Consider the following 14409-nt stretch of genomic DNA (forward strand, 5'->3'; position numbering starts at 1 on the left):
CGTTCAGGGGCGCGGGGAACGGCGCGATCAACCACGACGCACCCGCAGTCAAAAGACGACGGCCGGGCCCCGTCAGGGGCGCGGGGAACGGCGCGATCAACCACGACGCACCCGCAGTCAAAAGACGACGGCCGGGCCCCGTCAGGGGCGCGGGGAACGGCGCGATCAGCCACCACGCACCCGCAGTCAAAAGACAGACGGCACCCACCCCCCCCGGGCCCCCCCGCCCCCCAGCGGAGCTACCCCGCCGAGGCGATGACCCGGGTAATCTCCGCAGCCATCCGCCGGATGCCGGGCGAACGCGTAGGACACGGCCGGGACTTGGCAGTGGTAGGCGCCAAGCAGAAGTGCAGATAGTCGTCCCCACGGTGCATGGCCGCCCGGCCAGAATCCGTGCAGTAGGCCGGGTGCGACCTCTCGTACGCCGTGCACGGCAGCTTCTCCACCCAGGTGTAGCGGTCCGAGGCGGGGGCGACAGTGCGACCCGCGTCGGCGATGACATCACCCGAGGCTTCGGCCTGCGCCGCGTAGATTCCGTTGACGCGCCGCACGCGATCGGGCGTGATGGGGTCGGGGCCCTGGAGGACCCACACGATGCGCGGCCCCCCGCCACCACCCCCACCCGCACCATGGATCTCCGCGGCCAGCGCCCTCGCATCGGCGGCGTACCGGTCGAAGTACTTCTGCCGCGCCTTGTCGTACGTGATGCCGTCCATGCAGGGCGTATAGCCCCACGCGTTGCCCCAGAACTGGAGCACCACGTAGTCCGGCCGCTGCTCGCGCACCAGCGCGGCGGCCTTGTCCTTGTCGGGGACGAGGGAGTCCTCGCCGGAGCCGTCGAGATAGTCGCAGAGGGTGGTGCCGGAGTAGGGCGCACTGCGGTAGCGCGCGCCGAGGTCGGCGCGGAGGAGGTCGCCGAGGACGTTCTGGTTCTCCATGGCGAGGGAGTCGCCGAGGTAGAGCACCTTCGGGGCGCCCGCGCGCCGTGGTTTCTTCGCGGCGCGGTGCCGGGTGGTGGACGAGGGCGGCGAGGAGGGCCGCGAGGCGGACGGCTCGGCGGCGGGCTCGCCCCGCCCGGCGTCGGAGCTGCGCGCGGCGGCGGGAGGCTCCGGAGCTTTCGCGGGCGCGCCCCCGGAGCCGGGGTCACCGCACGCCCCGAGAAGCAGCACAGCGGCCAGCACCCCACCGACCCACGCCTTGCGCATATGCCAACTCCCGTTCAGGCGACCGAAACAGCCCCTTAGGCAAGCACAGTCGCCCGCGTGTGAGAAGGCAGCGGGGTGCGTTGGCGGCCCGGCATTACCCCTGACGTAATCGACCTGGTCCGCGCCGCACGGCAAGCTCAAGTCATCGCAAGTCACTGAAGGAACAACCCGGATGAACGAGCCGCAGGAGGCACCCGCCATGTCCGCACACGACACTTCCGCACACGACACTTCCGCGTACGAGACCGCCGTCGCCCGCTACTTCGAGGCCTGGAACGCGCAGGGCTCCGATGACCTGGCCAAGGCCGTCGCAGCGGCCTGGAGCGAGGACGGCAGCTACACGGACCCGCTGGCCGACGTCGCCGGGCACGCGTCCCTCGCCGCGGTGATCAATGGGGCCCACGAGCAGTTCCCCGGCTTCGAGTTCCGGCAGACGGGACCGGTCGACGGCCACCACCACATCGCCCGCTTCGGCTGGGAACTGGTGTCGGTCGCCGACGGCTCCGCGCCCGTCGCCGGTTTCGACGTCATCACGCTCGCCGACGACGGCCGCATCCGCACCGTGCACGGCTTCCTGGACCGCGTGCCCTCGGCCTGAGGCGTCAGCGCGCCACGTACTGCGTGAGGATCGCCTGCACCTCGTAGATGTCGACGCCCTTGGTGAAGGTCTTCTGGATGGTGGGCAAGGGGGTCCCGGAGATCCAGATCTTCAGCTCGGCGTCGAGGTCGAAGTGCCCGGCGGTCTCCACCGCGAAGTGCGTGATGCTGCGGTAGGGAACCGAGTGGTACTCGACCTTCTTGCCGGTTATCCCCTGCTTGTCGACGAGGACGAGGCGACGATCGGTGAAGAGCATGGTGTCCCGGATCAGCAGGAACGCGGCCTGGACCTGCTCGCCGTGGCCCAGCAGACGCGCGTAGTCCTGCTGCGCGGTCATCGGATCGATCGTGTGCGCGTTTCCGAACAGTGCCATGAGAAACCCCCCATTTAGTTGAACTCACAGGAACACGGAACACCCGACTGTAACGCGCGCCCCGCGAGCAGGGGCCGCCGAACTGAAGGACCGCCGAGCTGGGTTTTCCCCCTGCTGTCACATCTTGCCGAGCGCCTCCGTCAAAGGAGTGGAAGCATCGGCAACGGCATAGGAGATCACCATGGAAGCTCGTCTGAACCTCTTCGGCAGCCCGCTCGCGGCCAAGGTCCTCAAGCACATCAACTCGGCGGGCAGGGTCGTGGCCGACTCGTCCCTGCCCGCTGCGACACAGGAACTGGTGAAGATCCGCGCGAGCCAGATCAACGGCTGCGGTTTCTGCACCGACATGCACACGAAGGACGCCACGCACGCGGGCGAGACCTCGACGCGCCTCAACCTCGTCGCCGCCTGGCGCGAGGCCAAGGTGTTCACCGACGCCGAGCGCGCCGCCCTGGAGCTCACCGAGCAGGGCACCCGCATCGCCGACGCGGCGGGCGGGGTCACGGACGAGGCATGGGCGAACGCCGCCAAGCACTACGACGAGACCCAGCTGGCCGCCCTGGTGTCACTCATCGCCCTGATCAACGTCTACAACCGCGTGAACGTCATAGTCCAGCAGCCGGCGGGGGACTATCAGCCGGGCCAGTTCGGCTGACGGGTTCCGCCGGTAGCATCCCTGCCGGGGAGTGGTCCCCGTTTGGCGTTCGGCGTTCGGCAGGGAGAGTGACGATGACGGGCGGCTCACACCGTGCGACGCCCCCACGGCGACGCGATGCGCGACGCAACTGGGATCTCCTGGTGGGGGCGGCCCGCGAGGTCTTCGCGGAGCAGGGGCTCGAGGCGCCGCTGGACGTGATCGCCCGCCGGGCGGGCGTGGGGAACGCGACGCTCTACCGGAACTTCCCCACCCGCGCCGCCCTCGTCGACGCCGTCTTCCGTGACCTCCTGACGGGGACGATGACCGCCGGTGAGCAGGCGCGGAAGGCCCCGGACGCCTGGGCGGCGCTGAACACGTACCTCCGGGTCGTCTTCGTCACGCTGGCCGCCGACCGCGGCACCAACGACCTCATGACCACCCACCTGGAGGGCATCGAGGCGCTGCAGGCCGTGCACGCCCACAACCGCGAGACGATGGACGTCCTGCTGAGCCGGGGCCGCGAGCAGGGCACGGTCCGTGCCGACGCCACGACGGAGGACGTCCTGTTCGCGCTGGCGGCCCTGGGCCGCGCCATCCCGGCCCTGACATCGGCGACCACCCCCGACGCCTGGCACCGCCCCCTGGCCCTGCTCCTGGACGGACTGCGCGCCGCACCGGCCACGCCACGGTTGCCCGACGCGCCGCTGACCGCCGAGCAACTCGCTTCGGTGCTACAGGAGTTGGGCCCACACCGCGCGCCGCGAGGCACCGCGGGGTGACGTAGCCCACCGGGTGAGGAATCCCACCGGCCCTGGCCGCTCGCCAATGCATGGCCATTACACGGAACGGCGGGCTCGGCCAGAACGATGAGCCGGCAGGAGCGAAGAGGTCGATCCGAACGAAAAGGCCCAGGTCGCTTGACCTGGGCCTGAACTGTGGAGCGGGTGACGAGAATCGAACTCGCACTCTCAGCTTGGGAAGCTGATGTTCTACCACTAAACTACACCCGCGAAAGACACCGTCTGTGGCGGTGTCGTAACGTCGCACACTCTACCTCATCCCAGGCCCCGGGCGCTTTTGCCACGGGGCCCGCGTGCTGTCCGGGGCGTGGATGGCGCTGCGGGACGCGGGAGTTGGGGCGTACCGTGAGTGGCCGGAGTGCCGCCTGGAGGGGCGCCCCATTCGTCCCGTAATGTGGCCTTTCGTCGTCGGCTCGCTCGCGAGCGGATCCCGGCGTGCTGCGAGCTCAACTACGGCTTTGGGGAAGGGACTCGAGGACTTGATGGAGCGCACCGTCGTCCGATGTGCCGAAGGGCACGTGTTCAGCACTGCTTCGTTCCCGATGCAGAAGGCCGACCGGCTCGGACCCGGCCGACTCATCCGCTGTCCACGATGCGCCCGATTGCGGCATGCCGTGCCGGTCGCGTCACAGAAGCGGTAACGACAGCTACGGCTACAGCTACAGCGGGAGCGCGCGGGGCCGTCCGATTGGGGCGGGCCCGCGCGCTCTGCGTATCCTCGGTGCGTGCTTCTCTCAGACAAGGACATCCGGGCCGAGATCGACGCCGGACGAGTACGGATCGCTCCGTACGACGAATCCATGGTGCAGCCCTCAAGCATCGATGTGCGGCTCGACCGCTACTTCCGGGTGTTCGAGAACCACCGCTACCCCCACATCGACCCCGCCGTGGAGCAGGCAGACCTGACACGGCTCGTGGAGCCCGAGGGCGACGAGCCGTTCATCCTGCACCCCGGTGAGTTCGTGCTGGCCTCGACGTACGAGATCATCACCCTGCCCGACGACCTCGCGAGCAGGCTCGAGGGGAAGTCCAGCCTGGGGCGGCTCGGGCTTGTGACACATTCCACGGCCGGTTTCATCGACCCCGGCTTCTCCGGGCACGTGACGCTGGAGCTCTCCAACCTCGCGACGCTGCCCATCAAGCTCTGGCCCGGCATGAAGATCGGCCAGCTGTGCATGTTCCGGCTGACCTCGCCCGCCGAGTCGCCCTACGGCTCGGAGCGGTACGGATCGCGTTACCAAGGGCAGCGCGGGCCGACCGCCTCCCGTTCCTTCCTCAATTTCCATCGGACCCAGGTGTGACATCCAGCATGAGTGACGTGCGCGAGAACCTTACGTACGAGAAGTTCGGCGACGCGGTGCGTGAGCTCGCGCAGACCATCGCCGACGACGGGTACCAGCCCGACGTCATCATCTCCATCGCCCGCGGTGGCGTCTTCGTCGCGGGCGGGCTCGCGTACGCGCTCGACTGCAAGAACATCCACCTGGTGAACGTGGAGTTCTACACCGGGGTCGGGACGACCCTGGAAATGCCCGTGATGCTGGCGCCCGTGCCCAACGTCATCGACTTCACCGACAAGAAGGTGCTCATCGCCGACGATGTCGCCGACACCGGGAAGACGCTGAAGCTCGTGCACGACTTCTGCCTCGACCACGTGGCCGAGGTACGGTCCGCCGTCATCTACGAGAAGTCGCAGTCGCTCGTGAAGTGCGAGTACGTGTGGAAGCGCACCGACGACTGGATCAATTTCCCCTGGAGTGTCGAAGAGCCCGTCGTGAAGCGTGCGGGGCAGGTTCTCGACGCCTGAGCAGCGGCGGACCCGAGCAGCGGCAAAGGAGACGGGCCCCGGCGGAGTGATCCGCCGGGGCCCGTCTCTTCGTACGTCGCTAGAACGTGCCCAGCTTGATGATCGCGAGCAGCGCGAGCAGCTGGATCGACGCCGCGCCGAGCGCCTTCGGCCACGGCAGGTCGTGCGACTTGCTCACCATCGCCGTGAGCAGCGCGCCCGCCGCGACCCAGGTCGCCCAGCCGAGGAGCTGGACGAACGGCTGGCCGCCGCCGAGGAACATCGCGACGACCACGCGGGGCGCGTCCGTGATGGACATGATCAGCATGGAGAGGCCGACCGTCGGCTGCCAGGCGCCGTCGCCGCCGAGCTGGCGGGCGAGGGTGTGCGTGACCACGCCCAGGATGAAGGCGCTGATCGTGATCGCCACCGCCGTCGTCAGGACGTACGGGACGGCCGTGGAGAGGGTGGCGCTGATGGCGTCCTCGCGGGCGCCGTCGAAGCCGAAGATCGCGAGCAGGCCGTAGAGGAACGTCACGATGGCGGCCGGGGCCCACATCGCGTAGTCCCGCATCTGGAGGAAGGTCGGCCCCGGGCGCAGCACGATGCCGCGCAGGAGGTCCTTCCAGTGCAGGCGCGGGCCCACCGGCGCGGGGGCCTGGCCCGCGCGGTAGGTGTCGCCCTGGTTGTACGGGTCCTCGCCCACGGAGAAGGCCTGGGTGTGACCGGGGTTGTTGGCGGCGTACGGATCGAAGCCGCCCTGACCGCCGTGGGCCGGGTCTCCCTGCCCCCCGAAGTACTCCGGCTCCCCGTGGTTGCCGCCCGCCTGCGGCCATTGCTGTCCGCCGTATCCGCCCTGGCCCCGGCCGCCCTGGGGCTGGCCTCCCGGGGGTCGGCCGTACGGCGGCTGCTGCCCGCCGTACGGCTGCGAGGACGGCTGAGGGTAGCCGTACGGGGGCTGCTGGCCCTGGGGGGCCTGCTGCCCGTACGGCTCCTGCCGCGGTCGTTGTTGGGGTCGCGCTTGCGGGGTGCGGTTGTCCCGGCCGCGTCCGATCCTGAATCCAGCCACGAATCGAACGTACCTGGTCTGGAGGGCCCGGGTCGTCCCTCCCCGGGAGGAGAGAGGGCTTTGCCGCTGACCTGTGACAACCCCTAGGGGGACCCTGAGGGGTTTGCCCCAGGGCCCTTGGTGTCGCCCGCCGCCCGTCAGTGACCGAGGACCGCTCCGTAGGCGTACGGGTCCAAGGAGGCGGGCAGGCCGAGGGAGTTCGGTGTGACGACCGAGCCTCCGGCCTTCGCGCCGGGAAGGTCCCAGACGCCGCCGGCGGCGGAGTTCTCGCCGGGTGCGGCGACGGAGAGGTCCGGGACGCCGTCCCCGTTGTGATCACCGAAGGCGAGGGCGCCGCCGAAGAGGTCGCCCGCCTGGGCGGCGCCCGGGATGCCGGGGGAGTTCTGCTGGTAGGCGACCGTGCCGGGGTTCGCCGCGCCCGCCGGGTCGAGCAGGCCCATCTCGCCGCCCTTCAGGACGGTGACACTGCCCGCCTTCGCCGCGCTGCCGATGGCCTCGCCGGGGGCGCCCGCGATCAGGTCGTCGTGACCGTCGGCGTCGATGTCCGCCACGGCGAGCGCGTCACCGAAGCCGTCACCGGTCTCGGCGACGCCCGGCATGCCCGCGGTGTCCTGGTTGAACGTCTGCTGCTCCCAGCCGAAGCTGCCGTTGGCGCCGCCGAAGCGGATGTGGATGCCGCCGCCCTTGGTGAGCTCCTCGGGGCCGCACGGGTCGTCGATGTTCTCGTCGGCGTTCTCGCGGCAGTTGCCGAGGGCGAGGTCGTCGTAGCCGTCGCCGTTGAAGTCGCCGGACGCGAGGGCGTTCGCGGCGCTGTTGGAGTTGTTCCAGAAGTTGAGCATGGAGCCTTCGTCCTTGTTCCAGCCGTAGAGGCGGACGTGGGACTGGGTGTAGGGCTGGTTCTTCGTGTAGTAGCCGAGGGCGAGGTCGGGGCGTCCGTCGGTGTCGTAGTCGCCGGTCGTCATGGTGGGGGCGCGCCCGCCCATGCGGTCGGCCATGATCGGCTGGGTGCGGGCGACGAGCGGGTGGGTGTTCGCGACGACCTGGTCCTTGCCGCCGATGGCGAGGTCGACGTCCGTGTCACCGGTGAAGTCGGCGGCGACGAGGGCGTTCCCGTACGCGTCGCCGGTCTTGGTGCCGCGGGCGGCGGTGTTGGCCCCGGAGAAGCCGTCGCCGGTGCCGTACAGGACGGTGACGGACCCGGCGTCGGTCTTGGCGTCGATGTCCTCGCCGGGGGCGCCGATGACGAGGTCGGCGTACTTGTCGTCGTCGATATGAGCGGCGACGACCGACCCGCCGAACCGGTCACCGGCTTCCGGGGTGCCGGGCACCTCGACGGTGGCCTGGGTGATCCGCCGCACACTGTGCGGGCCGGGCCCGTGCCGGCCACCGAACACCACACTCACGAACCCCGCCTTGGCCTTGTCACCGACACTGCCGCTGGGCACACCGACGAAGAGGTCGTCGTATCCGTCCCCGTTGAAGTCGGCGGTGAGGGGAGCGGGGGCGGCGGCGGGAGCGGCGGTCGCGGTGGCCGCGAAGGGGAGGGTCAGGCCGGTGGCGGCCAAGGTGGTGGCGGTGGCGACGGCGATGGTGCGTGCGCGCAGAGGCACGGAGGACTCCAACTCTAAGATGATCAAGGGGAGTTGGCCGCCGGGGGTGTTACACGGCTTCACTCTTGGGTTGGTTCACCTGTGTGACACTTGGAGTTGGGGAAGGGTTGCCCTGCGCGCACGACTCATGCACACCTCATAAGGACGGACAGGCGTACGTCCCAGGCGCCCGGTCAGTCGTTGACGGCGTCGCCCAGTTGCGAGCCGGCCCCGAGGCCGTAGTCCGCCGCGCTGAAGACGTCGGCCCCGGCTGTCGAGAGCCCCGCGCCCGCCCCGTGCAGCTGCCACACCGCTCCGTTCCCGGAGTCCTCGTACGGAGCTGTCGCGGCGAGGTCGGCCCTGCCGTCGCGGTCGAAGTCCGCGAGCCGGACCTGCGCGCCGAACTCGTCGTTCGACTCCGCGGCGCCCGGCACCCCGGTGGTGTTCTGCGAGAAGCGCTTCGCGCCGGTGGTGGTCGGGCCGGTGGCGGCACCGCGCAGCACCAGGATGTCGCCGACGCGGGTGCGGCCGTCCAGGGACTCGTACGAGACGCCCACCGCCAGCTCCGCCCGGCCGTCTCCGGTGACGTCGGCGATGGAGAGGTCGGCGCCGAACTGGTCGCCGGCCTCGTTGTCACCCGGGATGCCCGCGGTGCCCTGGTGGTAGGTGTGGCGGGTGCGGCCGAGTCCGCCGGTGGCGTCAGCTCCTTCCACGCCGTGGAAGACCATGACGTAACCCGCTTCGTGGCTCGGGTCCGTGATCCCGTTGCTGTTCAGGTCGGGACTCGGCAGGCCCACGGCGAGGTCGGTGCTGCCGTCGCCGTTCAGGTCGCCTGCCGCCGAGGTGGTCCCGCCCGGGAGGGCCGCTCGGTCGTAGAACTCCGAGGGCTCGCCCGTCGGGCCGCTGCCGTAGATCACGGTCGTGCCAGGAACGGTCACGGCGAGTTCGTCCTTGCCGCCACCCGAGAAGTTCCCCACCGCCAACTGGCCCCAGCCCACCCAGTTGTCGCTGTTACGGGCCTCCAACGGCTTCGCTTTCGGAAGGGACGTGCGGCTGAAGGCCCCGTCGAGCAGCCACAGGCCCGACGCGTCCGCGATCACCACCTCGGGTGCCGCGTCACCCACAAAGTCACCGATGGCGGTATCGGCGCCGAAGAACTGCTGGTCGTAGGCGCCTGAATCGGCGAGGTTCGCGCCGCCGCGGAAGGGTGTGGGGCCGCCCCACAGGACGGTGACGGCACCGCGGAGAGACAGATCACCGACGCTCTCACCCTCACTGGTGACGAGCAGGTCGGCGTATCCGTCGCCGTCGAGGTCACCGCTGGAGAGGTCGGTCCCGAACAGGTCCTCCGTCTCGGCGTCGCCGGGGACACCGGAGGAGTTCTGGGTGACGTACACCCGCTTGCCGGTGAGCCCGGAGGCCGAGCCGAAGGTCACGAGAACCGCTCCGGCACGCTTCTTGCCGCCGACGGACTTCTCCGGCATGCCCACGGCGAGGTCCCTGTAGCCGTCGCCGTTGAAGTCGTCGGCGTATCGGGCCGGGGCGGCTGACGCCGTGGTGGACAGAGCCAGTGGGGTGAGTCCTGCCGCTATGAGCGTGAGCGCCGCTGTGGTGACGCGGGTGCGCATGAAAAGGATCTCCAAGTCGGTGACGGGGACGAGACGCAGGAAGGGAACTGGAGCTTCAGCGGGCGAGGACGGAGCCGAACGCGGCGTAGTCGCCCGTTACGCCCAGCTTGTCGGCGCAGAGGTAGAAGGAGCCTGCGACCGACGTGCCGCGGGTGTTCCAGGTGCAGCCGGTGCCGTTCTCGCCGGGGACGCCGACGCTCAGGTCCGCCTTGCCGTCTCCGTTCCGGTCCGCCAGATCGACCGCGGCGCCGAAGGAATCCGAGGTCTCCGCGGCACCCGACACTCCCTCGGTGTTCTCGTGGATTGCCTTGGCTCCCGAGCCGGTCAGCCCTTGCGCGGAGCCGAGCAGGACCGTCACCGAACCGGTGGAGTCCTTGCCGTCAATCGCCTCACCCGGGGCTCCGACGACGACGTCACTGAATCCGTCGTTGTTGGTGTCACCGGTGCTCACCGAGAAACCGAACCGGTCACCACGTTCGCCCGTGCCGGGAATACCGGCGGTGTCCTGATGGATCAGGGTCGGAGTACCGCTGGGATCGATGCCGGCGGGGCCGCCGTACCAGACGGAGATCTGCCCACCGATACGGGCGTCGGGCCGATCCCTCTCCGGGTCCAGTCCGTCGCCGAGAACCAGGTCGCCATAGCCGTCGCCGTTGACGTCGCCGACCGAGCCGGTCGTACCGTCCGCACGCGTCAACTCGGTCCGCTTGTAATGCCCTTGGGCCCAGTCGTCGATGTAGACACGGCCGCCTGGGTCGTCGTCGTACAGCCCGGGCAGCATGATGCGTTCCGCGGTCTTGTCGCTGTCGACGCTGCCCGTGACCGCACCGCGTGTGGAGCCGAGTTGATGGTCTCTGTCATGTGTGAGGGGAACGCCCCGGCGGGTGAACGGTCCCTGGAAGTGCTGGGCGCCGCAGCGCGACCCCACCGTGATGTCGGCGGCTCCGTTGGCATCGGTGTCCCCGGCGGTCAGTGCTTCGGCGAACGCGCACCCGTCGTCCGGTACGGCGGACGGCTTGACCGTTGCTCCGGCACCGAGGCCGGATGCGCCGCCCCAGACGATGGTGAGGCTGCCCGCGTCACGATCGGAGTCCAGGTCTTCGCCCGGCGCGCCGATGAGCAGATCCGCATGGCCGTCCAGGTCGAGGTCACCGGTTGCGAGCGTCTGGCCGAACCTGTCATTGGTCTCCGCCGCGCCCGGTATCCCGGTGCTCGACTGCGAGAGGGTCTGTCGGCGGTCGGCGCTCAGCCCGTTCGCCGAACCGTAGAAGACGACGACCGTACCTGCGGCAACCTTGCCGGAGACGGTGGCCTCGGGGGCGGCTACCACGAGGTCGCGGTAGCCGTCTCCGTTGAAGTCGCCCGAAAGGCCGGACGGGGCGGCGGTGGCGGCGGAGGGCAGGGCGGTGAGCAGGCCCGCGGCGAGCGTCGCGGCAGGCAGGAGTACACGGGCGGGGTGGCGCATGAGGGCTCCGGAGGCATGGACCGGGCCCGCACGGAGGGGTGCGGGCCCGGTGTTCAGAGGGTGACGGGGGAGGGTGGGTCAGTCCGCGAAGTTCGTGCCGAGGCGCGGGGTGCCCGTGGCCGAGATGCCGACCGTGGACGTGTAGACGCCGGAGGTGCCGGCGAGGGTGCCGTCGGGCAGGGCGTCCAGGACGTAGAACGCGCCGTTGGAGCCGTTCTCGCCCGACGCGCCGACGGAGACGTCGCCCCGGCCGTCCGCGTTCAGGTCGTCGATGTGGACGTCGGACCCGAAGAAGTCGTTCTTCTCGTTGGCGTTGGGGATGCCCGGGGAGTTCTGGCTGTAGAGCGCCGAGCCGGCCGTGGAGAGGCCGGAGCCGTCCGCCGCGCCGTAGATGACGGTGATGGAGCCCGCGTCGGCGACGCCCTCCAGGTCCTCGCCGGGAGTGCTCGCGACCAGATCGAGGTGACCGTCGCCGTTGATGTCGCCGAGGTCGAGCTCCGCGCCGAAGGAGTCGCCGTTCTCGCTGCCGCCCGGGATGCCCGCCGTGTCCTGGGTGATGGCCTGGCTGTCGCCGTACGGGCCGTTCGCGTTGCCCTTGACGACGTACACCGTGCCGCCCTTGTTGGCGCCGGCGATGCCCTCGTCCCAGGTCAGGCCGATGATGACGTCGCCGTAGCCGTCGCTGTCCGTGTCGCCCACGTCGGTGATGTGGCCCGCGGGAAGCCGCTGCACGCCGGTCGTGGTGACGCCGTTCGTGCTGCCCGGCAGCCAGAGGTTGGCGTTGTAGTCGTCGGCGGTGGAGAAGCCGTTGACGATCAGGTCGTCCTTGCCGTCGCCGTTGACGTCGCCGGAGTGCAGGTTGAAGGGGCCCGCGTCTTCGCCGCTGTGGATGGGCGGGAGCACGGTGTAGCGGCCGCCGGTGGCGCCGGTGCGCTTGATGCCGCCGTCGAAGATGTCGATGGTGGCCGCGCCCGACGCGGCCCCGACGGCGAGGTCGTCCTTTCCGTCGCCGTCGAAGTCACCCGCCTGGAGGGGGCCGCCGAACCCGTCGTGCTTCGTGGGGCGCGGGTCCGCGATCGTGGAGCCGCCGGAGAGGCCGCTCGGGGAGCCCCACAGGACCTGGACCGTGCCGCCGTCCACGTCGCTGCCGACGTCCTCGCCGATGGCGCCGACGGCGAGGTCGTCGTAGCCGTCGCTGTCGAAGTCTCCGTACGCGGTGTCGGCGCCGAAGAAGTCGCCCTTCTCGGCGGTGCCGGGCACGCCCGCGCTGTTCTGGCTGTAGGTGACGTGGCGCTGCTCGGCGCCACCGTAGGTGACGACGACCTGGCCTGCCTTGTCCTTGCCGCCCACGTTGGCGTGCGGCGCGGAGGTGGCGAGGTCGGCCGCGCCGTCGCCGTTGAAGTCGGCGTCGTCCGGCTGGGTCGCCGCGGCGGGCGCGGCGGTCGCCGTGGTGGCCGTGAGAGTGAGGAGTCCGCCCGTCAGCGCGGCGGCGGTGGCCCTGGCCGCCGCGAGGCGGCCGCGTCTGGATCGGGGGAGCGGGGAAGTGCGCTTGTGCTTGGGCATGGCCTGCGTCTCCTGCGGGTGTGACTGGGGCGGTTGTCGTCGTTTGCCTGGAGTTGGGCCCGATGACACGGCCCCGTCGGCGAGGAGAAGACCGTTGACGGGGGGCAAGGGTTGTATGGGGGGAGGGAGTTGGCTGTGTTGTGAAGTGTGCGCCGTGTGCGGGTAGTTGAGGTGCGTTGCGGGAGTTGAGGTGCGTTGCGGGTGAAACACCGGCTCCGCCGCGTTCGTCCTCGAACGCGGCGGAGGGGGTCAGCGCAACGTCGTGCCGAAGCTCACGCCGCCGAAGCCGAAGTCCGTCCCGTTGAAGGAGGCCGCGTACGACGACGTCAGGCCCGTCGTCGTGCCGCGCAGGACCCACACGGCGCCGGCGTCCACCGTCGTGCCGATGTCCTCGCCGATCGCGCCGGCGGCCAGGTCCGCCTTGCCGTTCTTGTTGATGTCCTTGAGCCGGACGGAGGTGCCGAAGCTGTCGCCCGCCTCGGCGACGCCGGGTACGCCCGCGGTCTCCTGGTGCCAGGCCTTGCCCGAGGTGAACTTGCCCGCGGTGGACTTGAGGAGCGTCACGCTGCCGGTACCGCCCGCCGTGCCGACCTGCTCGCCGGGCACGCCCACCGCGAGGTCCGCGAGGCCGTCGCCCGTGACGTCACCCGCGGCCACGGACCAGCCGAAGCCGTCGTACGCCTCGTCGGCGCCGGGGATGCCCGTACTGGCCTGGTCGTACGTCAGCGGGGCGCCGAACTTGCCGTCGCCGCCGAACCGCACGGTGACCGAACCGCCCTTGCTGCCCCCGGGGTTGCCGGTGACCAGATCGGCGTAACCGTCGCCGTCGACATCACCGGTGGCGGCGGTGTCGCGCGTGGCCGTCGGGTCGGCGCCCTCGCCGAGGATCTCGGCCCGGTAGCCGTAGTCACCGGCGCCACCGTTCATGTGCGCGGTCCAGGCGCCGCCGTCGGCGCGCTCGCCGTACAGGACGAGACCGATGCCGTCCTTGCGCTTGAAGTTGCCCGAGACCATGCCGTCCAGGTGGGCGCCCTCGGGGATGAAGTCGACCTCCAGGCCGTACGCCTGTCCCTGCGCACCGGAGTAGTACCACCAGTTGTCGCCGCTGATCACGGCCAACTGGGGCGCACCGTCGTCGTCGAAGTCGGACCAGGTGGTGGCCTCGCCGAAGCGGCCCGCGGTGTCCTCGGGAGCGTTGACGTGGCCGCCGGAGGTGAAGGCGTTCTTGCCGCCCTTGATGACCGTGACGGAGCCGGAGGGCTTGCCCTCGACCTTCTCGCCGGGTGCGCCGACGATCAGGTCGGCGTAGCCGTCCCCGTTCGTGTCGCCGCTGGTGACGTTCTCGCCGAACTCGTCCTCGGCCTCCATGACCCCGGGCACGCCGGCCGTGTTCTGGGTGACGGTGACGGAGCGGCTTTCGGAGACTCCGGAGGCCGAACCAAACGTCACGGTCACGGAGTTGGAGTTGGGTGTGCCGACCGCGAGGTCGCGGTAACCGTCGCCGTTGTAGTCGTCCTTGAGCGTCGACGCGGCGCTCGCCGTGCCCGCGAGGGGCAGTGTCAGGCCGGTGGCCGCCAAGGCCGCGACGCTCGCGGCGATGGCCAGGTTACGTACGCGCACGTGAGGCTCCCGGGAGTGGAGGACTGCTTCCGGGGATGTGACATGCGGGGCGTACGAATGGTTGTGCGACAGGAGA

The 14409-nt window shown here is 70.3% G+C and carries 13 protein-coding genes and 1 tRNA gene; 5 read left to right on the forward strand and 9 right to left on the reverse strand.

Going from position 1 to position 14409, the window contains the following annotated elements:
- Positions 1-239 precede the first annotated feature (239 nt).
- The gene (locus AB0I94_RS15900) at positions 240-1205 is read right to left on the reverse strand and encodes an SGNH/GDSL hydrolase family protein (RefSeq protein ID WP_363310158.1); all 966 of its coding nucleotides are present in this window, start codon (positions 1203-1205) and stop codon (positions 240-242) included.
- A gap of 199 nt (positions 1206-1404) precedes the next feature.
- Here AB0I94_RS15900 and AB0I94_RS15905 point away from each other — a divergent pair, with 199 nt between their 5' ends.
- Positions 1405-1803 (forward strand): nuclear transport factor 2 family protein, encoded by a 399-nt coding sequence (locus AB0I94_RS15905; protein WP_363310372.1) that lies wholly within the window; start codon positions 1405-1407, stop codon positions 1801-1803.
- A gap of 4 nt (positions 1804-1807) precedes the next feature.
- On the opposite strand, the gene AB0I94_RS15910 is transcribed toward AB0I94_RS15905, so the two are convergent.
- Entirely contained in the window at positions 1808-2176 is a 369-nt protein-coding gene (locus AB0I94_RS15910; RefSeq protein WP_363310159.1) for a PH domain-containing protein, read from the reverse strand.
- Positions 2177-2357: 181 nt separating this feature from the next.
- Between AB0I94_RS15910 and AB0I94_RS15915 the strand changes: the two genes are divergently transcribed.
- Complete coding sequence (locus tag AB0I94_RS15915; protein WP_363310160.1) at positions 2358-2831, forward strand: carboxymuconolactone decarboxylase family protein; 474 nt, start codon at positions 2358-2360, stop codon at positions 2829-2831.
- A 74-nt stretch (positions 2832-2905) separates the two neighbouring features.
- The gene (locus tag AB0I94_RS15920; RefSeq protein WP_363310161.1) at positions 2906-3592 is read left to right on the forward strand and encodes a helix-turn-helix domain-containing protein; all 687 of its coding nucleotides are present in this window, start codon (positions 2906-2908) and stop codon (positions 3590-3592) included.
- 157 nt (positions 3593-3749) lie between these two features.
- Here AB0I94_RS15920 and AB0I94_RS15925 read toward each other — a convergent pair.
- Positions 3750-3823, reverse strand: a tRNA-Gly gene (locus AB0I94_RS15925).
- Positions 3824-4338: 515 nt separating this feature from the next.
- On the opposite strand from AB0I94_RS15925, the gene dcd reads away from it, so the two are divergent.
- Complete coding sequence (gene dcd / locus AB0I94_RS15930; RefSeq protein ID WP_363310162.1) at positions 4339-4914, forward strand: dCTP deaminase; 576 nt, start codon at positions 4339-4341, stop codon at positions 4912-4914.
- An 8-nt stretch (positions 4915-4922) separates the two neighbouring features.
- On the forward strand, positions 4923-5420 hold the full coding sequence (locus AB0I94_RS15935; RefSeq protein WP_363310163.1) for a phosphoribosyltransferase: 498 nt from the start codon (positions 4923-4925) through the stop codon (positions 5418-5420).
- 79 nt (positions 5421-5499) lie between these two features.
- On the opposite strand, the gene AB0I94_RS15940 is transcribed toward AB0I94_RS15935, so the two are convergent.
- The 6 genes from AB0I94_RS15940 to AB0I94_RS15965 all read right to left on the reverse strand — a co-directional run bounded on the left by AB0I94_RS15940 (position 5500) and on the right by AB0I94_RS15965 (position 14333).
- A complete protein-coding gene (locus tag AB0I94_RS15940; RefSeq protein WP_363310164.1) occupies positions 5500-6468 on the reverse strand; it encodes a Yip1 family protein in 969 nt (322 codons plus the stop codon).
- Between the two features lie 137 nt (positions 6469-6605).
- Positions 6606-8078, reverse strand: a complete 1473-nt coding sequence (locus AB0I94_RS15945; RefSeq protein ID WP_363310165.1) for an FG-GAP repeat protein — start codon at positions 8076-8078, stop codon at positions 6606-6608.
- A 173-nt stretch (positions 8079-8251) separates the two neighbouring features.
- The gene (locus tag AB0I94_RS15950) at positions 8252-9685 is read right to left on the reverse strand and encodes an integrin-like protein (RefSeq protein WP_363310166.1); all 1434 of its coding nucleotides are present in this window, start codon (positions 9683-9685) and stop codon (positions 8252-8254) included.
- 55 nt (positions 9686-9740) lie between these two features.
- Entirely contained in the window at positions 9741-11150 is a 1410-nt protein-coding gene (locus AB0I94_RS15955; RefSeq protein ID WP_363310167.1) for an FG-GAP-like repeat-containing protein, read from the reverse strand.
- Positions 11151-11228: 78 nt separating this feature from the next.
- Positions 11229-12713, reverse strand: a complete 1485-nt coding sequence (locus AB0I94_RS15960) for an FG-GAP repeat protein (RefSeq protein WP_363310168.1) — start codon at positions 12711-12713, stop codon at positions 11229-11231.
- 249 nt (positions 12714-12962) lie between these two features.
- Entirely contained in the window at positions 12963-14333 is a 1371-nt protein-coding gene (locus tag AB0I94_RS15965) for an FG-GAP repeat protein (RefSeq protein WP_363310169.1), read from the reverse strand.
- Positions 14334-14409 lie beyond the last annotated feature (76 nt).

It is taken from the genome of Streptomyces sp. NPDC050147 (assembly GCF_040660195.1).
Classification (GTDB): Bacteria; Actinomycetota; Actinomycetes; order Streptomycetales; family Streptomycetaceae; genus Streptomyces.